14 protein-coding genes are annotated in these 21,957 nt (G+C 48.3%); 6 read left to right on the forward strand and 8 right to left on the reverse strand.

What is annotated here, in order from left to right; genetic code table 11:
- Positions 1 to 423: 423 nt before the first annotated feature.
- Entirely contained in the window at positions 424 to 5,928 is a 5,505-nt protein-coding gene (locus tag ACYQ2M_RS02000; protein ID WP_459914633.1) for a RecQ family ATP-dependent DNA helicase, read from the forward strand.
- On the forward strand, positions 5,925 to 6,368 hold the full coding sequence (locus ACYQ2M_RS02005) for a DUF3783 domain-containing protein (protein ID WP_459914634.1): 444 nt from the start codon (positions 5,925 to 5,927) through the stop codon (positions 6,366 to 6,368). Before ACYQ2M_RS02000 ends, ACYQ2M_RS02005 begins: the two co-directional genes overlap by 4 nt.
- A 48-nt stretch (positions 6,369 to 6,416) precedes the next feature.
- Here the strand turns inward: ACYQ2M_RS02005 and ACYQ2M_RS02010 are convergent, their stop codons facing one another.
- The 8 genes from ACYQ2M_RS02010 to fdhF all read right to left on the reverse strand — a co-directional run bounded on the left by ACYQ2M_RS02010 (position 6,417) and on the right by fdhF (position 16,794).
- The gene (locus ACYQ2M_RS02010) at positions 6,417 to 7,058 is read right to left on the reverse strand and encodes a flavodoxin family protein (protein ID WP_459914635.1); all 642 of its coding nucleotides are present in this window, start codon (positions 7,056 to 7,058) and stop codon (positions 6,417 to 6,419) included.
- A complete protein-coding gene (locus tag ACYQ2M_RS02015) occupies positions 7,048 to 7,545 on the reverse strand; it encodes a PaaI family thioesterase (RefSeq protein ID WP_459914636.1) in 498 nt (165 codons plus the stop codon). Before ACYQ2M_RS02015 ends, ACYQ2M_RS02010 begins: the two co-directional genes overlap by 11 nt.
- A gap of 22 nt (positions 7,546 to 7,567) precedes the next feature.
- Positions 7,568 to 8,002: a MarR family winged helix-turn-helix transcriptional regulator gene (locus ACYQ2M_RS02020; RefSeq protein WP_459914637.1), complete on the reverse strand. Its 435-nt coding sequence runs from the start codon at positions 8,000 to 8,002 to the stop codon at positions 7,568 to 7,570.
- 256 nt (positions 8,003 to 8,258) lie between these two features.
- A complete protein-coding gene (locus tag ACYQ2M_RS02025) occupies positions 8,259 to 8,783 on the reverse strand; it encodes a (Fe-S)-binding protein (protein WP_459914638.1) in 525 nt (174 codons plus the stop codon).
- 402 nt (positions 8,784 to 9,185) lie between these two features.
- Positions 9,186 to 9,749 (reverse strand): manganese efflux pump MntP, encoded by a 564-nt coding sequence (locus ACYQ2M_RS02030; RefSeq protein ID WP_459914639.1) that lies wholly within the window; start codon positions 9,747 to 9,749, stop codon positions 9,186 to 9,188.
- A gap of 195 nt (positions 9,750 to 9,944) precedes the next feature.
- Positions 9,945 to 11,024, reverse strand: coding sequence for a flavin monoamine oxidase family protein (locus tag ACYQ2M_RS02035; protein ID WP_459914640.1), 1,080 nt, complete (start codon positions 11,022 to 11,024; stop codon positions 9,945 to 9,947).
- A gap of 225 nt (positions 11,025 to 11,249) precedes the next feature.
- The gene (locus tag ACYQ2M_RS02040) at positions 11,250 to 13,487 is read right to left on the reverse strand and encodes a vitamin B12-dependent ribonucleotide reductase (protein WP_459914641.1); all 2,238 of its coding nucleotides are present in this window, start codon (positions 13,485 to 13,487) and stop codon (positions 11,250 to 11,252) included.
- A gap of 541 nt (positions 13,488 to 14,028) precedes the next feature.
- A complete protein-coding gene (gene fdhF, locus ACYQ2M_RS02045) occupies positions 14,029 to 16,794 on the reverse strand; it encodes a formate dehydrogenase subunit alpha (RefSeq protein WP_459914642.1) in 2,766 nt (921 codons plus the stop codon).
- Between the two features lie 610 nt (positions 16,795 to 17,404).
- Here fdhF and ACYQ2M_RS02050 point away from each other — a divergent pair.
- Genes ACYQ2M_RS02050 through ACYQ2M_RS02065 form a run of 4 tightly spaced genes read left to right on the forward strand, consistent with a single transcriptional unit; the run spans position 17,405 to position 21,799 of the window.
- The gene (locus ACYQ2M_RS02050; RefSeq protein ID WP_459914643.1) at positions 17,405 to 18,754 is read left to right on the forward strand and encodes a peptidoglycan DD-metalloendopeptidase family protein; all 1,350 of its coding nucleotides are present in this window, start codon (positions 17,405 to 17,407) and stop codon (positions 18,752 to 18,754) included.
- A gap of 19 nt (positions 18,755 to 18,773) precedes the next feature.
- The gene (locus ACYQ2M_RS02055; RefSeq protein WP_459914644.1) at positions 18,774 to 19,514 is read left to right on the forward strand and encodes a (Fe-S)-binding protein; all 741 of its coding nucleotides are present in this window, start codon (positions 18,774 to 18,776) and stop codon (positions 19,512 to 19,514) included.
- The gene (locus ACYQ2M_RS02060) at positions 19,507 to 21,027 is read left to right on the forward strand and encodes a LutB/LldF family L-lactate oxidation iron-sulfur protein (protein WP_459914645.1); all 1,521 of its coding nucleotides are present in this window, start codon (positions 19,507 to 19,509) and stop codon (positions 21,025 to 21,027) included. Before ACYQ2M_RS02055 ends, ACYQ2M_RS02060 begins: the two co-directional genes overlap by 8 nt.
- The gene (locus tag ACYQ2M_RS02065; protein WP_459914646.1) at positions 21,011 to 21,799 is read left to right on the forward strand and encodes a LutC/YkgG family protein; all 789 of its coding nucleotides are present in this window, start codon (positions 21,011 to 21,013) and stop codon (positions 21,797 to 21,799) included. The genes ACYQ2M_RS02060 and ACYQ2M_RS02065 overlap by 17 nt, the downstream gene beginning before the upstream one ends.
- Positions 21,800 to 21,957 lie beyond the last annotated feature (158 nt).

Raw genomic sequence — 21,957 nt, forward strand, 5'->3', positions numbered from 1 at the left:
GTCCGTCAGGACATGGCCGTTATATGAAACTCCGTCCAAGGTACTGCAATGATGAGAGTTTCAATTTTCGTTGTGGCAGGTGTTTACTGCCATGCATGTTTTATAAGAAAGTCCAAGCTTGCCTGACATTACTTTCATGCTTTGTTGTGGGCGGAACCGGGTGAGAATAAGGTCCGCCCGTGGCGGTTATAAACAAAGGGGCATGGCCCTGACTTCGACCACTTGGGTGGGCGAACTCAGAAGCAAGCCTGAATAAAACAATGGGGAAGTTGTAAATACATTTAAGTGCAAGGTCAAGAAAGAATATGTTTTCCGGCATCCTTCATATCACCCTAAAAGTACTTTGGAAGGATACCTGTTTTCCTTTGCGGAAGAAACAGTAAACACTTGATCAAACAGATGCCTTACTGGTAAACCTTTTCCATGAATAACGATGCCCATGCTGACATGAAGGCCCATGCCTCGGTTGATGTACAAAATACCCTCTTCCTTGATCTGGAAATGATCCCCCAGGGGGAGATCATCCAGATGGGGGCCGTGCGGGGGGATGATATATTTGAAAGAAAAGGACGGTTTAATACCCTGACCGCCCTTAGGGATCTGGATGCCTTTGCCCAAGGGACCCAATACATTGCCGGTCACAACATTTTGTTCCATGATCTGCCGATCATGGCCCACAAGGCCCCGGACCTGGCTCTTTTTAAGAAACCCATCATTGACACCCTGTGGCTCTCCCCCCTGGCCTTTCCCCGGAATCCCTACCATCGGCTGGTGAAAAATTACAAGCTGGTGAAGGAAAGTATCAACAACCCGGTGTCCGATGCCCGGCTAGCCGCCATCCTGCTCCGGGATCAGGTGGATGCCTTTTCTGCCATGGACAGGGAGTTGCTGCTGTTTTACCGGGCCTGTTTTCAACACATGGAACTGCCTGAAGCAACAAGTTTTTTTCAGGTATCCCCTGGCAAAGCATTTTCGCCACCTGGCCGGGGCCTTGCCGCATGTCTTGAATTATGCGGGGCAACGGCCCTGATCACCCGGGACCGGGCCATGGATATCTTCCGGGAAAAAACCCGAAACAACGTGTGTAACACTTTTTGGGAACCGCTTTTTTTAGAGTTCTGGACAACGCCCCACCTGCGGTTCATCCTCTCCTATGCCCTGGCCTGGCTGCAGGTATCCGGGGGCAATTCCGTGCTGCCGGCCTGGGTGAGAAAACAGTTTCCCGACATTGTTTCTCTCCTCTCCGGGCTCCGGGAGAAACCCTGTCTGGACAAAACCTGCACCCATTGCACCACCACCCATGATCCGGTGAAACATCTGACCCGATTCTTTGGCTTCCCGTCCTACCGTAAACTTCCCGACGGCACTCCACTCCAGGAAAACATTGTCACCCACGGTCTTGCAGGAACCCCTCTGCTTGCCATTCTGCCCACCGGCGGGGGGAAATCCATCTGTTTTCAGATCCCGGCCCTGGCAGGCTATTTCAACACCGGCAGCCTCACCGTTGTGATCTCCCCCCTCCAGGCCCTGATGAAAGATCAGGTGGACAATCTCAACATCAGCACAGGCGCCATGGCCGCTGCCGCCATCAGCGGACTTCTCACACCGCCGGAACGGGGCATGGTCATGGACCGGGTGGCCATGGGGGACATCGGCATCCTTTACATTTCTCCGGAACAGCTTCGCAATGGCTCGGTGAGAAAAATTCTCACCACCCGGCAGATTCGCTGCTGGGTGTTTGATGAAGCCCACTGCCTCTCCAAATGGGGCCATGATTTTCGACCGGACTATCTCTATGCTTCCCGGTTCATCCGGGAGTTCGCGTCAAAGGAAAAACTGAGGTCCACGGTGTCCTGCTTCACGGCCACGGCCCGGCAGGAGGTGGTGGAAGAGATCGTAGGCCACTTCAAGGACGAGCTCAACCTTGATCTGACCCTGTTCCAGGGCGGGGTGGAACGATCCAACCTTCACATTGAGATCCATGCGGTTTCTGCCCACGAAAAGCTTGAGACCCTCCATGCGATGCTCAAACATCGCCTGCCCCACGAAAGCAGCGGGGCCGCCATTGTCTACTGCGCCACCCGGAAAAAAACCCAGGCAGTATCCGAATATCTCAACCGGAAAGGCTGGCAGGCCGCCTTTTTCCACGGCACCATGACACCGCCGGAAAAACGAGAGGTGCAGGAGGGGTTTATCTCGGGACTCATTCCGGTGATTGCCGCCACCAACGCCTTTGGCATGGGCATTGACAAAGAAAATGTGCGTCTTGTGATCCACTATGACATCCCCGGATCCATGGAAAATTACCTCCAGGAGGCAGGAAGGGCCGGACGGGACAACAAGGACGCAAGGTGCATCCTTTTGTACGATGAAAATGACATTGAAGAGCAATTTCGACTCAGCAGTTCCACCCGGCTCACCACCCGGGATATCTCCCAGATATTAAAGGGTATCCGAAAGGCCCGGCGGAATCGGGATGGAGACATCGTGATCACCGCCGGGGAGATTCTCCGGGACAACCGTGTGGATACCGGATTTGACCTGTCCGACAGGGATTATGACACCCGGGTGAGAACCGCCATCTCCTGGCTGGAGCGGGGGGGATTTTTATCCCGGGAGGAGAACCGCACCTCGGTGTTCCAGGGAAAACCCAAGTTCCTGGACATGGAAGAGGCCGCCCTGAGAATGAAAGCCCTGAATCTTTCGACCATGAACCGGAAAATCTGGACCACCATCCTTTCTGCATTGATCAATGCGCCCAAGGATATGGGGCTCAATGCCGATCAAATCTGTGAATCTCTGGGGCAGATCCCCCAGCTACCGGAAGAGTTCCGTAAAACCCGGAAAATCATATCCGTGATGAATGACATGGCAGAGGCAGGCCTCATTGAAAGCAGCATGATGTTGTCCGCCTGGTTGAAACAATCCGGAAAAAACAGCGCCATAAATACCCTGGATCAGGTATGCAGGGTGGAAAAAGCCATGCTGTCGGTGATGTCCCAGGAGTATCCCCTGGTGGAGATCGGCGAAACCGTACACCTCACCTTCCGGGCCATGAACCAGAAAATAGTGGATATGGGGGTGGAGGGCACCAGTGTTCAACTCATCAAGCAGCTTTTAAAAACCATGTCCTCCGATGGCAGGGGTTTTGGCAACACGGTTCCCAGCCTGGAGCTCTCCTACCAGAATCGAGAGATGTGCCAGCTTCGCATGCGACGGGAGTGGGCCACCATGGAGACCATCAGCCAACGACGCCACGATCTTGCAACCCTGCTTCTCCAGGCCATCAGGGATGCCGCTCCGGCAGGGGATAAAAAACAAAAGGAGATTCTGGTTCAGTTCTCCTACGATTATCTCTCCCACTATCTCAACACCAGCATTGCCACCATTGATGTCAAACCCGGTAAGATGATGGCGGCCCTGGAGGCAGGTCTTTTGTTTCTCCATGACAACAAGGTGATCAGTCTCCAGCACGGCATGGCCGTGTTCCGCCAGGCCATGACCCTGAAAATGGACAAAACCGACGCAGCCAAACGTTACACCCGGTCGGATTTTGAGCCCCTGTCCCTGCATTACACCCAGCGCATATTCCAGATCCACATCATGAACGCCTTTGCCAGTATGGGCACGGAAAAGCTCCAACAGGCCCTGGCCATGATCCTGGCCTATTTTTCCATGGACACCGAGGCGTTCATCAAAAAGTTTTTCCCGGGCAGAAAGGGGATGCTGAAAATGGCCACCAGCGAAGCCTCGTTTAAAAAAATCGTATCCAGCCTCAAACACCCGGACCAGGAGCGCATCGTCACCTTTCGTCCGGATCGTAATCTTCTGGTGCTGGCCGGACCGGGTTCGGGAAAAACCCGCACGGTGGTGCATCGGTGCGCCTGGCTGGTGAGGGTCAAACGGATAAAACCCGGAGCCATTCTGGTGTTATGCTACAACCACAGTGCCGCTGTGCTGGTGCGCAAAAGATTGCTGGATCTCATAGAAAGAGATGCCCGGGGTGTGTCGGTGATGACATTTCACAGCCTTGCCATGCAGATCACCGGCAAAGAACCCGGCATGACCATGGAGGGAAACACCCCACGGCAGCAATCCCTGACCCAGTGGTTTGATACCATTATCACCGAAGCCACAGCGATTTTGTCAGGTAAAAAAGAGTTGCCCGGCCTGGACATGGACGAAATCCGGGAAAAAATTCTGTCCGGGTACGAACATATCCTGGTGGATGAGTACCAAGACATTGACCAGACCCAGTACGATCTTATCTCCGCCGTGGCCGGCAGAAGCCTTGAATCCGACACCAAAGAAGGGGGATCAGGGAAACTCAATATCATGGCCGTGGGGGACGATGATCAGTCCATCTACGGATTCAGAAATGCCAGTGTTAAATTCATCCGCAAATTCAAGGAAGACTATGCGGCAGAGGTGTTCCACCTTACGGAAAATTTCCGGTCCGGCCCTGCCCTTCTGGATCTTGGCAACGCCCTTATCGCCCATAACCGGGAACGCATGAAAACAGGGTATCCCATGAAAATCAGCCCCCAGTATCTGGCCGGACGTGGCAGGGGGGAAGTGGTCTTTTTCCAGGTCCGGGATGTGATGGATCAGGCAAGGCAGCTGGCCGCAGCCCTGGCGCAGATCACAAGGAAACACCCTGCCCCACCCCTGGAACAGATGGCGATACTTTCAAGAAACGGCATGGCCCTTCCCATGCTTCTTGCCGTACGAACGGTGCTGGAGGCACAGGGGGTTCCCATGAGTCTGCCCCTCACCGGATCCAACCGTTTTTCCCTGTTCCGGGTCCGGGAAATTGCCTGTTTCATGGGGGATCTCGCTGACCACCCTGAAATTTTTTCCCGGGCATCCCAACTTCTGGCACGCTACAGGGCAGACAACCGCATTACATCCCTTTTTTCACCGGACACATCCAGTGGCACATCAGGAGATGATGCCAATGATGCCGATGAACCGCCCGCAATCGTTGAAGAACATCCGGTTAAAGAAAACCTGCCAGACAGATGTGATACCATGGATGACCATCCCATCAATCCTGAAAAAATCAACCCATGGCATCAATTCATAGAAGATGGACTGCAAGCCCTGGCGGCGGAAACCGGGGACGGTGAAATCAGCCTGTTCCAGGTTCACCACTTTTTTTCCCAGCTGATCCTGGAACAGAAACGGGAGCAGCGCCTGGGAAAGGGGATCTTCCTTGGCACGGTTCACAGTGCCAAGGGCATGGAGTTTTCCCATGTTTTCATACTGGACGGGGGCTGGACCCGGCCCCGGACGGTGGAAGAGATGGAGGAGGAGAGACGCCTTTACTATGTGGCCATGACCCGGGCCAGACAATGGCTGGGAATTTTTTCTCTGAAAGAGAGCAAAAACCCCCATGTGGACATTCTGGTCCGTGAAACCGGACTTGATGAAAGCCTGTTTGCAGGGTCCGATGTCAGCATGTTGCCCGATGAGCCACCATGTGCTCCCATTCTTTCCTACGAAATTCTTCCGCTGAAGGATCTCTTTCTGGATTATGCAGGCAGACAGTCACCCGCTCATCCCATCCACGCGGCATTAAAGGAACTTACCCCCGGTGATACACTGACGTTGAAACAAACCGGAACCATGGTCGGTCTCTGTACTGAAAATGGACTTATGGTTGCAGCCTTATCCCGGGAGGCCCGGCCTCGCTGGATCGAAAAAGGCAATTTGATTAAAAAAATAGAGGTTCTGGCCATGGTCCAGCGGAAAATAACCGATTGCCAGCCCGATTTTCAGCCGGCCATCGCCTGCCCGGAATGGGAGATTCCCATTGTGGAGATTCGCCTAAAATTGAAACAAACCAATACATGTGGTATGAACAATGAAAACTTGGGACTCGCAATAACCCCAAACGATCACAACAAAAAAAGGAGAAAACCGTGAGCAAAGGAACATTTACAAAAATCGGAGAATCCACAGAACCCATGTACGGCCCGAGGGCCATACTGGCGTGTGGATTTACACCGTTGGAACAGGAAAAACTAATGAAAGCGCTGGACAATATCCCGCTTACGGCTCTTTCCGTGACCTTTGCCACAGCAGCTGATACCGGGAAACCTCTGGATGAATTACTCACCAGGCCGGATCAGTCTGGACAGAATAAAAAATCGGATATTGCCCGGGCTGTAATAATGTCCGGGATTACGGAACAAGAACTTCAAGCAACCCTCTCCTCTTACAAAACGTCCGGTCTGCCCCGTCCGTTGTGGGCGACCTTAACACCATTTTCAGAAAAATGGGCACTTTCAGCCCTTCTTGGCGAACTTAAAAAGGAACGACTTGCAATGGAAAGACATAAACGCAAAGGGTCAAAATCACGATGATTTGAATACAAAAAACGTGGTCTCTCCCCATTTTTGCATTTTTGACCGTTATTTATGAATCAGTTCCAGCAGTTCCAAAGCCCGGGATAGTTGTGCACCGGCAGTTTTAATTCCGGCCAGGTCCTCATTTACCCCAATACGCACAGAAGCGTCAAACACACCTTCTCCATGCTGGCTGCTCACAGCAGAGGCCCCCATGGGGCTGATGGAGGAATGAACCGTTGCCGGTATCATATCCAGTGTCATGAAAGCAAATATGTGAGAAAGGTGTGTTGTCTCCATCCCCCCGTGCCGCAACCAGGAGACACCGGCACTGATGCCTATTTTATTTCGTAATTTCCCGCCGATAATATTCCCGAAAATAAACACCCGAAGGCGGTCAATAAATGTTGCCATCATCCCGCTGGTCCGCATGAAATACACGGGGCTTGCCAATACAATGATATCTGCCGTTTCTAATTTTTCATATATCTGTTGGGCATCATCATTAAGGGAACAGTATCTGCCCGGCTTTTGTTTGGAGAGACAATAGTTACAGTGAATGCAATTTTTGATGTTCATTTCAGCAAGGGTTACGATATCCGTCTCAAGCCCTTTTGCTGCGGCATTGTCTATGATAGTTGATAAAAAGCTGTCTGTATTCCCTTGTTTAACAGGGCTTCCGGAAATGCCAACAATTTTAAACGGCATGGGATCTCCTTAAAAATTTTGATGGTAATGGATCTGTTCCGAGGTAATCAACGACATCATCAATGGTTTGTTTATTCTGGGTGACCATCAACTTTGATGTCCCGTGGGCAAGGATGTTTCCATCCCCATTGAACATCTGGGCTTCGGTAAGAAACAGGGTTCTTCCTGATTTAATTCTTTTACCTGTTACGGTAATCTTTTTATCAAGAATCGGGGCAAGAAGGTCTACTTTTAGATCAATGGTAATCAAACCTTGTCTTTCCTGTAAATCACAGTAAGCAGACCAATAGGCAGCTGTATCAAGAAGTGAAGAAAATACGCCTCCATGGACCCCACCAAAAGGGTTCATGTGTTTTTCACTGATATGGGCGACCACTTTGGAATAACCGATGCCCAATTCTGTTACCTGCATGGATATATGCTTAAAAAATGGGCCGTTATTTATATTTTCAAGAACTGCTTTGATATGTTCCGGATTAAGTTTCATTGTCTTATCTCCCATGATCAAATTAACGAACCTGATCAGCTTCATTAATTTGTTCCAGCCGACGGAGAAAATTTTGCATTTGACCCCACTCTTCCTGACTGAAACGATTCAGAAATTTATGGTTTGTTTCCTCAAAAAGTTTCAATAGATTCTCTTTATGAGTATGTGCATGGGGGGTAAGAAATATTCTCAAGGAGCGGCGATCATCTTTGTGTGCTTTTCTTTCTATCCATCCCTCTTTTTCAAGCCGGTCGAGCAGGCCTGTTGTTGTAGCTCTATCCTGGGAGGTCTTATCAGCAAGTTCACTTGGCAATAAACCGTCTTCTTCCAGAATTGCCACCATCATGAAAAACTGCCCGTGGGTCAGTTTATAGTTTGAAATTTCTTTGCGATACGCCTTTGTCACCTGGCGTACTGTTTTACCCAGCTTGAAACATACACAGTCTTGAAATACCAAAGGCCCCTCCAATTAACGGGTTTGTGAAATTTTCTGACTGATTAGCATAGATATAGTTTATATACAAATTATATCTATGCATCGCCCAAAAACAAGCGAACATTCAAAGTAAAACAAAAATTAAAGGGGACAGACCACGTTTGTCAGATTAAAAAAGCATGATCTATCCCCTTCCGCTATACTGAAATATGGCAGAAAAGCCGTTTCCACGGCCCCAAAAAAAATATTGCCGCAGATGAAAATAAGGATCACACCCTTAAAAATTAAAATTGAACCCACCAAGATAACTCTCAAGTTTTTTGCGGTTCTCGGGTGTCAGGGGCGGACAGTCTTCCACACCCTTGGCCCCTTCAGCCAAACGGGTGGCAAAAACCAGGCAGGTGGGTTCTTTACATTCCCTGCAATTGGTTTTGGGCAGCAGTTTTAATATCTCCATGAGCTTTGGCTGGGGCATGGCTTCATAGCTGGGTGTAATGCTATCTCTGTTTTTCCAGGCATCATTAATTTCACGTATGAGCCATTCGACAATTTTACGGGCTTCAGCTTCATCTTTTAAGGCATTGACGCTGATCTTTTTTTGATGAATGGTGAGCAACTTTCCCTGGGATTTAAAGGTCACAGACGGGGGAGATTTTATAAAAACAGAGCCCCCCAGCACGGCATTCACATAGGGAATGGCCTCGGCAACGTCCTGATCCAGATGGGCAAAACAATGAACGCCCATTGCCCCGGGCATGCATTCGGAATTGACAATTTCAAGTTGGTAATTCTCAACCAACATAAAGATTCTCCTTTTTGCTATTATCGCTCTTAGCGCCACAAACAATATATCAATATATCAATATTTTAGTATTTTAGTATTTTAATTTTTTCATGCATCAATTCGATCCAAAGCGTTTTGAGAGGCATCCATCTCTTCCCAATGGCAATTATTTTAATCAAAACCTTTTGATCTAGAATTTTATAAACGATGCTAATTTTTTTCTATCCACAATTGGTGACGCGAACCTTACCTCTCTTTAGAGAGTGATAATAACCGCAAGTTTTTTTTATGCAAGTTTATGTCAAATCAAAATCAGGAAAAAGACCATGATAATAAGCACGGGAAGCATCAGCAGGTCCACCACGATGAGAGAAAGCTGCACTGCCTTGAGTGCCCCTGTGGATAAAAGCCCCATGCGCATCAAAAAATTTCAAGGTGTGTAAACAAAATTCGCCCACCAATGAAAAGCAGAATCACACCGCCTGCAACGGTCATATATTTACCGCATAAAAGTCCCAGGCGTGTACCAAGCTTGATGGCAAGAAATGACATGGCTGAAGTTATGATGCCGATCATGATGCTGGGATACCAGATGCTCACCTCCAGCATGGAAAGGCTCAACCCCACAGCCAGGGCATCAATGCTGGTGGCAACACTAAGCATGACCATGGTCATTCCCCGGGACGGATCACTTACCGGGGCATCGCAGGAGTGATCCAATCCCTCCTGGATCATGCGTCCCCCCACGATTGCCAGCAACACGAAGGCAATCCAGTGATCCACAGCCTTAAACTGCGAGACAAAGGCAATACCCATGAACCAGCCGATGACGGGCATCAAAAACTGAAACAACCCGAAGTGAAAGGATAGCCGAAAAATGGCCCGGGCATCGGTGGCAAAGCCAGCTGCGGCCGCTGCCAAAGAAACCGCTGATGCATCCATGGCAAGCCCCATGGCAATAAGAACAACTTCAATCAAGGTCATGATTTAATACAATATCTCCAGGTAAATAACCCAAAAAATTATAATTCTTCAAACACATCGTACACTCTTGAGTAGCTTAAAAGCCTGATTCAAGACCGTGTGACAGCACAGCCCCAAGGGGCACCGGAGCCAGATCATTCAGCCCCACAGGACATATTGGATAGATGAAGGATGGCAAAGCAATGGCCCCGGCTCTCAAAATGCCGATAAAACAGCCCGTTCCGCACTCGCCAATGCACCTTCAAGATAACCACCCATATGGACTGCTGTTTCTGTCCCGGCAAAATGAAAACGGCCATCCCAGATGCTTGTTTCTCCTGAAGGCGGCTGAAATTCGGGATGATTGTGGGCAGAGCGCTGGTCATAATCGATGGCGGTAAACGCTTCCCTTGCCCAATCCTGATAATAGACACGGATGGGACGTCCGGCCTCCTGACCATAAAGCAGAGAAAGCTGGGAAAGTATGGCCGGGATCATGACCTCGCTATTTTTACGCCGCAATGCCGGTATACCCACAAATCCGGTCAGACCACAGGGACTGTTCAGCTCACTTGACCCGTCATGAATCTCCCCCAGGGGACCACACAGACTGAACCCCTGGCCGGAAAACCCCATCCTGCGCCACTCAGCCCTGTCATACAGGGCAAAGAATTTTGCATGCCCCGCCATCCAGGTGCTTGTCTTTAACATGGCCTGGGTAAGCCCATGGGATAGATCCGGGGTAAACAAGATGGAACCGGCAGCCAGGCGGGGAGGAATGGCAAGAATGATGCGGGATGCCTGCAGCTGGCACATGGGTGCCTGGTCATGGTGACCCACAGTGAGGAGCACCCCCTTATCCAGCCGCTGAATTTCACTTACCGGATGCTCAAGCCGGATGACATCTGCAGGAATCCGCTCACAAAGCCCCTTTACAAGGGCAAACATGCCACCGTCAATGCGCCATCCCGGGGGATTCATGGGATAACCATCAATGGTTTCAGCATGCCCATCCTTTGCCTGGAACCTTGCCAGCCCCCTCTCAAACTGGGAATATCCCCTGAGACCCAAAGCCTCTACCAGCGCCTTTACCCTGGGGTTAATCATGGGCCAATACCAGGAAGGTCCCAGATCCGTAAAAAAACCTTGGTGGGACGGGCTTAAAATCCTGCCCCCCACCCGGGAACGGGCTTCAAGCAGAACAAATGATTTGTTCTTTGCCGCCAGCAGAAAGGCTGCATAAATCCCACTCAGCCCTCCCCCGATGATGATGGTATCAAATTTTTCCGTTTGCATATCTGTTTTCAATGCCTCCAAACAAAACAATACCTCTGAATAAAGATAAAAAAATATATGTACAGGATAATTTTTTCATCATTGAATCAGCGCTGTCCCCCCGGCTCATCACCTTTACAATCTCCGGCTGTTAGCCCGATACATTCTCATGGGCGCTGCAAAACTCAGGGCAGACAAAATCAAGTTGGCCCTCCCCAAATTGGCCCAGTGCCCGAGCCCCCCCGTTTACCCGCATTTAGTAAAACCACATGAATGGCAGGTTTTACATCCCTCCTCAAAGGTTATGCTCTGGCCGCATTCCGGGCACACCTCGGATTTAAGGGTGTTTTTATACTGTTTTTTTCCGTTTCCATTCCCATTGGGCAGATATCTTTTTTCCAGCACTTTGGCAATGGCATCCGGAATGGAAAGAACCAGCCCGCCCTCCTGAAACACGGCATGCTCTCCGCTGATGCCCTTGAGCTGATTGATGACTTCCTCCACATGGATGCCGGATCTGAAGGCAAGGGAGATCAGCCTGCCAATGGCTTCGGTTTTGGCCGTGGTGGATTTCCCGCACTTTCCGATGATGGCAAACAGCTCAAAAGGGCGATTATTGTACTCGGACACCGACACATAAAGATTTCCCATGCCGGTCTTGATCATTTCGGTGAACCCTTCAAGGACACTGGGACGGGCCTTACCCGCACTGAGAAAATCATCATCGGGCTTATGGTCTTTACTGGAAACCGAAAGCACCTGGTTATCCTTGCTGCCGTCCCGATATATGGTAACCCCCTTACATTTCAGCTTAAACGCCTGGTCATAGATATACCTGACATCCTCTTGGGTGGCTTCATGGGGGAGATTCACCGTTTTGGAAACCGCATTGTCCGTGTACTTTTGGAACGCGGCCTGCATTTTTATATGATGCTCTGGTTTAATATCATGGGCGGTGACAAAAACCTTTTGGATCTCTAAAGGCACTTTAAAATTGCCTTTAATCGTACCGTTTTCCGCAATTTCCCCCATTAAGGCGTCACTGTAGAACTCTTTCTCAATGGCCAGGCGTTTAAAAATCGGGTTCACCTCAATCAACCGGTCATTGTCCATCACCGTTCTCACATAACTCAATGCAAAGGCCGGTTCAATACCGCTGGAACAAGCGGCAATGATACTTAAAGTTCCGGTGGGGGCAATGGTGGTGGTGGTGGCATTGCGCATCTGCTGATCTTTTTTATCTTTAAAGATGCTTTTATCAAAATTGGGGAAAACACCCCTTGCTTTTGCCAGATCACAGGAGGCTTTGTGGGATTCTTTTTGAACAAATGACATGATGCTTTCAGCAAGGGCAAGGGCCTGTTCTGAATCATAGGGAATGTCAAGCATATATAGCAAATCTGCAAACCCCATGATTCCCAAGCCTATTTTGCGATTTCCCTTGACCATTTCATTGATCTCATCCATGGGATATCTGGACATATCTATGGTATTATCCAGGAATCGAACAGCAAGGTGAATGGTCTCTTTAAGGTTTTGAAAATCTATTTCAGGTTGATTTTCTGTTCCCTTAATGAACCGGGTCAGATTGATGGAACCCAGATTACAGGCCTCCATGGGCAAAAGCGGCTGCTCTCCGCAGGGATTGGTTGATTCAATTTCTCCGAGACCCGGAGTTGAATTAAACCGGTTGATCTCATCTATGAAGATTATTCCCGGATCGCCCGTCTCCCATGCCTGTTTGATCAGCTCATCATACACAGCAGGCGCATTCAGGCGGGAACTTATTTGCCCTGAATGGGGATCAATGAGGTCATACTCTTGTTTTTGTGCCACTGCAGCCATGAATTTATCGGTCACGCCCACGGAGATGTTAAAGTTGTTAAGTTCTTCTTTATTGTTCTTACAGGTGATAAAGGTCATGATATCCGGATGATCCACCCGAAGGACAGCCATGTTCGCCCCTCGTCTGGTTCCACCCTGTTTGATCTGTTCCGTTGCCGTATTAAAAATTTTCATAAATGAGACCGGGCCTGATGCCACACCGCCGGTGGAACCGACTTTGCTGTTTGCAGGTCGCAGCCGTGAAAAGGAAAAACCGGTCCCACCGCCTGATTTATGTATGGTGGCAGCATTTTTAACCGCTCCAAAAATACCGTCAATACTGTCTGCCACCGGAAGAACAAAGCAGGCCGCAAGCTGCCCTAAAGACCTTCCGGCATTCATCAGTGTTGGGGAGTTAGGCAAAAACCGGAACTCGGCCATCAGGCTGTAAAATAAATCCTCAAATTTCTGGACATCGGCTTTTTCATCATAATTTTTTTCAGCCAGGGCTATGTGGGCCGCCACCCGTCGGAACATATCTTCCGGTGATTCACATACTTTTCCTGATGCATCTTTTTTCAGATAACGCCTTTCCAGAACGGTTCTGGCATTTTCTGTCAAAAACACTACCTGATCTGTCTTTTTTTTCCCACCACCCATTTACACAACTCCTTTAGACTGATTTAAAATTCAGAACTTAAAAATATTATTGATTATCACGAGGGGAGGGGACTGTATATTGTTTTTTAAAAAAAGACAAGCGCAACATATGGTTTTTTATAAAACGATCTGACATCAGCATTCCAGACAGCCATGTCTGGTAACAGACACATTTTTCCTGACTAAAACTCAAGCGTCCAAGCCTGAAGTTATATGCGTTAGAATTTTCTCCAGACAGGTGCATTCCCATTTTTCCGATTCGATGCTTAATAAGCCTGGATTCAGGCTTGCGTTATTGGCGCTTTTGTTGAAATTTATCCTTCAATACAGGATTTTGACAAAAAAAAAGAGCCTGATAAAAAAACTCAGGCTCTAATATCACATAATCTGACCCCGTTGGCCTTGCCAACTATAACAAATAAACCACATTGTGATCAGAGCTGGAAAATGGAAATGCGTCCATAGCTAAGTTTCGCTTTAATATTAAGCCAAACCGTCACTGTTATCTCATAATACGTTTATTAAAACTTGCATAAAGGGCCTATGCTTTTTCCAGAGACACCGCACAGGCTTTATATTCAGCAGTAAGAGTATCTGGATCAAAGGCCGGATTGGTAAGCCAGTTGGCATTGCCTTCACGGAAATGAAAGGCCATCCACACCATACCTTCGGGTACCTCGGGGGTGACTCTTGCCTTGACACACACCTCCCCCCGTCGGGATTTTACTTTAACAAAATCATTGAATTCAATGCCCATCTTCCGGGCATCCACAGGAGATATATCTGCGGTCTCTTCCCCCAGAAGTGTATTCAACCCTTCACAACGCCCCGTCTGGGTTCTGGTGTGATAATGGTAAAGCCGTCGGCCTGTGCTGAGTACAAAGGGATACTCTTTATCCGGAACCTCGGCGGGCGGGGTCCACTCCACAGGATTAAATATTCCCAAACCGCAGGAAAATTCACCATTCTGGTGAAGAACGCAGGTCCCGGGATGGGCCGTATCGGGACAGGGCCACTGTAGTCCGTCATTTTCTATGCGATCATATTTAACTCCCCCAAGATTGGGGGCCAGCATGGAAATTTCATTGTCCCAGATTTCCCGAGCGCTGTTGGAGGTCCATTCCTGTCCCATACGCCGGGCAATTTGTTTAAAAATCCACCAATTGGGTTTTGCATAGCCGGGGGGAATGCTGGCCGTACGAACCCGGCTCACCCGTCGTTCACTGTTAGTAAAGGTACCGTCATTCTCGCTCCAGGCAGCAGCGGGGAACACCACATGGGCAAACCGGGTGGTCTCGTTTTCAAAGATATCCTGGCACACAATGAATTCCGCCGATGACAGCTCATGTTCTACCTTGCGGATATCCGGTTCTGTATTGGCAAGATTTTCGCCGAATATATAAAATGCCCGCACGGACCCATCCACAAGACCGTCCATCATTTGGGGAATCATCAGCCCGTTCCGGGACGGAAGGTTTGATACCCCCCAGAACTTTTCAAATTTTTTCCGGGCAGAACTGTCCGTCACCGCCTGGTATCCAGGTAATACATTGGGAAGTGCCCCGCAATCGCAGGCCCCCTGGACGTTATTTTGTCCCCTCAACGGATTAACGCCACCGCATTCTTTACCCATATTACCCAAAAGCATCTGTAAATTGGCGGTGTCCATGACATTGTTCTTACCGCAGGTGTGCTCGGTGATACCAAGGGTGTAGCACAGCATCACCGGTTTAACCGATGCCAGTACACGCGCCGTCTTTCGAATGGTATCAGCATCAATGCCCGAAATTTCAGCCGCCTTTTCCGGTGGATACTTCTTTACGTTTTCTTTCAACTCTTCAAATCCCACGCAACAGGAAGAAACAAATTCTTTGTCGTAGAGATTTTCCTCAATAAGTACATGCATGATGCCATTTAAAAGGGCAATATCACTGCCCACCTTCAAAGGAAGGTGCATTTCTGCAAAATCCACCAAGCGATGACGCCGGGGATCAATGACGATGAGACGTGCACCTTTTTCCACAGCATTTTTCAAAAAAGTGGCAGCCACAGGATGGGCCTCGGTCATGTTAGACCCAATAACCAGAAACATTTTTGCCTTGGAAAACTCCCCAAAGGAGTTAGTCATGGCACCTGAACCAAATGATGTTGCCAGCCCGGCAACGGTTGGAGCATGTCAAGTGCGGGCACAATGATCTATATTGTTTGTTTTAAACACCGCCCGAAACAGCTTTTGCATCTGATAAGAATCTTCATTAATACTCCTGGCACAGCTGACACCGGCCAAGGCATCGGGCCCATCCTCTTTAATAATTTGGATAAATTTTGCCGCCACAAGATCCAGGGCTTCATCCCAGGTAGCTTTTCTAAGCTCACCGTTTTCCCGAATAAGAGGTGTTTTTATTCTATCTTCTGAATAGATGAAATCATACCCGAAACGTCCCTTTACGCACAATCGTCCCTGGTTGGGTTTTCCCTCTTCCACACCTGTTACCTTGATAATTTTTCCCTCTTTTACATGGAGCCACTGCTGGCACCCCACACCGCAATAAGGACAGGTGGTTCTGATTTTTTTTGCCTCCCATGGCCGTATGGCATTGAGAGCCTTTTTCTCCACCAGGGCACCCACAGGACAGACCTGCACACATTCGCCGCAGAACACGCAGTCCGATGTCAACAGAGAATCATCTTTTCCAGCGACGATCCTGCGTTCACCGACCTGATCTTCAAAGGCAATGGCCCGGTTAACCTGGACTTCATTGCAGGCAGCCACGCATCTGCCGCACATAATGCACCGGGAACTGTCCCGTATGATCATGGGGTTATCCATCTTAAGGGGAATTTCCCTTGCAGGTGCATCACAATGTTTTCCCTGGACCTGATATTTATACGCAAGTTCCTGGAGCTTGCAATCTCCCCAGGCAGGGCAAAGACTTTCATATCCATCATTGGACAGAACATCCATCTGAAATTGAGACCAGGAATCATCCCCCGAAGAACCTATGGTGCAGTTATGATTTCCAGATGACAGCATGTTTTCCAGAACCGCTTTTCTCTGGGCTACAACTCTGGAAGATGCTGTTTTTATACACATATTGTCCTGCGCCATGGTGGAGCATGACAATTCAAGATCCCGATGCCCCTCAATTTCCACCACACAGATACCGCAGGTGCCTGTGGGGGTGGTTCCCTTTAAATGGCAAAGGGTGGGGATTTCCAGTTTATTCCTGGTTGCAACCTCCAGGATAGTTTCTCCCGATTCAAACAGACAGCTCATACCATTTATCGTAATAGTGGGTTGAACCACAGCCAACTCCTTTAATTTTATTCTCCAGCTACGTTATTTGACGTTTAATGGATGAATCATTTATAGTTAATTTTTGTCAATATTAGATATTTTAAAATATGTTGTCAACAAAATACGAATAAAATTCCTATTAAAAACCACAGCTGATTTTAATATCTAAAAAAGACCCATACGAACACTCTAAACGAAAAATACGGAAAATAAGGTCGGAGCTGGTCATAGCATCGACCAATCTGGGTAGAACGTCAGCACTTATGAATGCTTGCAAATATTATGATCAAGGCCTGAAAATGAAATTTAAATACAAGGGCAATGAAGATAATCATTGAAGCCATAATCTTTTAATTGTATGTTCATCATTTTTGTGATTATTTAAGGATCGTTTAAAAGGATATGCTTTTGTGTCATAAAGACAGGGCACTATAACAACACTGGCCACTTGTAGATGTCGACAATTAGATGGTCGACACAGATTATGACCAAGCCCCACAGTCATAAATCTCCTGAGCAATACGTTTACAAAAAATAGGGATTTGATCATAAAATTGTCAATTTGAGGTGGGGCCAGCACTGGTGACCCATGTGTGATCAAGCCCCCAAAGGGGTTCATTTGAACTTATCATACCGTCTTTTTTTCTTATTTATATCAATAATCTTTTTTATATCACTGACCGGCATGGTTTCCCGACAGGCAGATCATCCGGCCTCAAAACAGGCAATAAGTAAATCCGCCCTCCGGGGGGGAGCACTCCCGGCCCCTTCCCTGCACCCAACCCCGAAAAAAAAATATTGCGGCATTGCCATGGATGGTTATAGCTTAAAAACCGGAGTGGTAAAATCGGGCCAGACCCTGACCCAACTGCTCAATCCCCATGGGATCAGCAAATCCGATATTTTCAAAGCAGCCAAAATTGCTGAAACGGTTTTTAACGTTCGTCGCATTAAAGCGGGCAATTCTTACGCCTTGATCTATGACCCCGATAATGATGAACGGATCAAATATTTTATCTATTATCCAAATCTTGAAAATTACGTGGTCTTTGCCCTTGATACCCCCATTCAGGTTTACACAGGCCTAAAAAAGGTAGAAATAAAAACCAGAACCATATGCGGTGCCATTACAAGTAATCTGTGGAATTCTGCAACCCAGTCTGGAATGACCCAGGAGCTGATCTATGCTATGGGTGATATTTTTGCCAGTACTGTGGATTTTCGTCATTTTCACAAAGGCGATCAATTCATGGTCACCTTTGAAGAACGCTTTATCCAGGGTAAATATATTGGCACCGGCAACATAAAAGCCGTCCGTCTCACCTGCTGTAATCAGACCTTTCAGGCTTTTGCCTTCGAATATAACGGGGTAACCAAATTTTATGATGAGGAGGGTAACAGTCTGGAAAAATCTTTCTTAAAATGCCCCTTGAAATACAGCCGGATCAGTTCTAAATTCTGCACCAGAAGGCTTCATCCCATTAAACAGAAATATATTGCCCACCCCGGCATTGATTATGCTGCCCCCAGGGGGACCCCGGTGAGAAGCGTGGGAGACGGCATCATAACGTTCATGGGATATTCCAAAAGTGCAGGCAATTATATAAAAATTAGACATGCCGACTTTGGCACCAGCGAATATATGCACCTTTCTAAATTTTATGCCCGCCTTAAAAAAAACCAAAAAATCAAAAAAGGCCAGGTCATCGGATATGTGGGCAGCACAGGCTATGCCACAGGCCCCCACCTGGATTTAAGATTTAAAAAGAACGGCAAATATGTCGATTACAGCAAAATGGACCTGCCCACTGGAAATGCCCTTGAAAAATCCAATAAAGAGGAGTTTCTTAAACAGGTAGCAATGATCAAAGAGGTCTGGGATAATGAAACCATGATAAGCCTGAATCTGCCCGAAAAAGAAACAGACCTGGAAACAGACATACAACCCATTGTGATAACAACGAATTAATTCAGATATGGACATCTATATGAATTACCCTTTCACAGTATCACTTTTTGCAACCTGCCTTGTGGACACCACGTACCCCGGGGCAGGGCATGCCGTTACCGCCATTTTAAACAAATGCGGCATTAATATTGACTGCCCCCCGGATCAGACCTGCTGTGGCCAACCAGCATTCAACGCTGGATATCAAAAAGAAGCAAGGCGGGTGGCACGCCATTTTATTGAGGTATTTGAAAACAGCAAAGCTATTGTTTCCCCTTCAGGATCCTGTGTGCACATGGTCCGGCACCATTATCCTATTTTATTTAAAGATGACTCCTCCTGGCATGCCCGTGCCATACAGGTTGCGGCAAAAACCTTTGAGTTTACAGAATTTCTGGTGAACCGGCTGAACATCACCGATGTGGGTGCACGTTTCAACGGCACAATAACCTACCATGATGCCTGCCACATGCACCGGGGCCTTGGCATCACCGAAGCGCCCCGTCAGTTGATTCAAAACATAAAGGGCTTAACCTTCAAAGAAATGACCCCTTCGGATAAATGCTGCGGGTTTGGTGGTCTGTTTTCAGTAAAATATCCCGAAATATCCCAATCCCTGGCCCGGGACAAAGCCATGCGCATTGTGGAAACCGGTGCAGATGCTGTGGTATCTTCGGATGTGGGATGCCTTATGAATATTGAAGGAATTCTCCACGAAATGAACCCATCCATCCGTTGCCTGCACATTGCACAACTTCTGGCAGGAGACTGTCATGACTGAAAAATCCCCATTGACTTACAGACAAATGGCATCGGATGCCATTAACAATCTCCGACTCCAGGGCTCCATTGCCAACATACAGGAACTCATCGGAAAAAATGCCGGTCCGGCCCTGGACCAGCTACCAGGAGGAAGAAATGCAAGAAAACAGGGCAAAGAACTCAGACAAGAAACCATTCAACATCTGGATGTGCATCTGGCAGCCCTGGCACAGAAAATAAGAAACAACGGCGGCCATGTGTATTTTGCAGAAGATGCCAAGGCAGCCTGTGACCACTGCATCCGGGTGGCAAAAGAAAACGGGGTGAAGCTTGCGGTAAAGGGTAAATCCATGGTTACCGAAGAAATCGGGCTCAACCATGCCATGGAAAATGCCGGCATTGAAACCGTTGAAACGGATCTTGGGGAGTATATCATCCAGCTTGCCGGTGAAAAACCCTCCCACATAATTGCCCCGGCCATCCATAAATCCAAAGAAGAAATAGGCCGACTGTTTGCAGATAAACTGGGCATTGACTACACTGATGACCCGGGCACACTGACCCTGGCGGCCAGAAAAGCCCTGAGAAAAAAATTTCTGGCAGCAGACATGGGGATATCTAGCTGCAACATGGCCTGTGCCGAAACCGGTCACATCACCACAGTGTCAAATGAGGGTAACATCCGCATGGCAACCACCCTGCCCCGGGTGCATGTGGCATTCATGGGTATGGAACGCATCACAGCCCGGCTCACCGACCATGAACTTCTCCTGGCGCTTTTAACAAGGGCTGCCGCCGTGCAGAAAATGGCCACCTACATGAGTTACATCGGCGGTCCCCGTAAAAAGGAACACAATGATGGTCCCGAAAATTTTCACTTGATCATCCTTGACAATGGCCGATCAAAAATTCTGGCAGACACCACCTTCAGGCCCATCTTAAATTGTCTACGATGCGGTGCCTGCCTCAACGCCTGTCCGGTGTATGGCAAAATTGGCGGCCATTCCTATGGATCCCCCTACCCCGGCCCCATTGGTGCCGTCATCAGCCCCCTTCTTTTCGGAATCAATAAATACAGCGACCTGTGCCGTGGGGAAACCCTTTGCGGGGCATGCGAACAAGCCTGCCCGGTGCAGATGGAAATTCCCAGGATGCTCCTGGAACTCAGGAGAAAACTGGCAGATGGAGACCCCCAATGGCAGGTAAAGCCAGACAGTTACATGGACAAATTAACGATGGTGATATGGTCTCTGGCCAACCGCCATCGCCTCTTTTTTAAATGGTTCTTGACTCTGGCAGGTAGACTTGCACCCCTGTTCCCCGACGCACAGTTTTTTCCAGGAACCATACCGCCACCTTTGCAGGGATTTCGCAACAACAAAGGGGTGGGACGAATCACGGGAAAAAGTTTTGTAACCAGCTTCAATCATCAGAAAAACCCCTGTTCATACCCAACTCCAGGCAAAACAATAAAAATGCAGGAAAATTGTACACCAGAAAAAAAGGGAGGCTGCCATGAGCATCGTCACTGAGCCTTTGAATAACGAATCGCAATTTCTTTCACGGATAAGGCAGGCCCTGGGCAAAAAACACCCCCACGAAATTCCCACTCATCTTCCCCCGGAAGAGACAAAACACCATACCGGCAACTCAATGGGCAGCAAAAGACTCAACCGCACCGTTAAGGAAACTGCGGAACTGATTGAACAGTTAAAAACTGCAGCTGCCCCCCTTAATATTGGTGTCATCCAATGCAACACCGTTGAAGACGCAGCCCATTCCATTGCGAATATGGCCCGATCAAAACCTCCGGAATGGAGTCAAAACGCCAGCCTTGTGGCATGGGCACACCCCCTGGTGGATGCCCTGTGCCTTGAAAATTCATTAAAAAACACGGACATTGCCTGTCACCGGGAATGGTGTGAACAAGAAAATGGACCATCTCCGGAACAACGGCAGGAAATGCATATTCACGCATCCAGTGCCCTCATAGGAATAACATCAGCAGATTTCTGTATAGCCAGTACCGCCACCTTGGTTATCACCGCCCGCAGAGGACAATCACGCAGCGCAAGCCTTCTTCCATCCATTCATGTGGCTGTTATAAAGGCATCCCAGCTCATTAAGGACATAAAAGAACTCCACACTATTTTACAATGGGATGAAGATCCTGCCCTGCGGGGTCCAGACCGAAATCTGACCCTCATCTCCGGCCCCAGCAAAACCGCAGACATTGAAGCCACCATGATCCACGGTGCCCACGGCCCCAGGGAATTATATATCTATGTCATTAAAAACAGCTGATGCTCTCCGTGGAGTGGAAAGGTGCCACAACATCCATTAAAAAAGGCCGATGTAAAACCCAGTATTCTTCAAAGGTATTCATTCCATAAATAGAAACCGATCTTTCTTGATTTTAATATATTTTTTATTTACCATGACCCCAGCCATCATGTGAACAA

This window comes from Desulfocicer niacini (genome assembly GCF_054657595.1).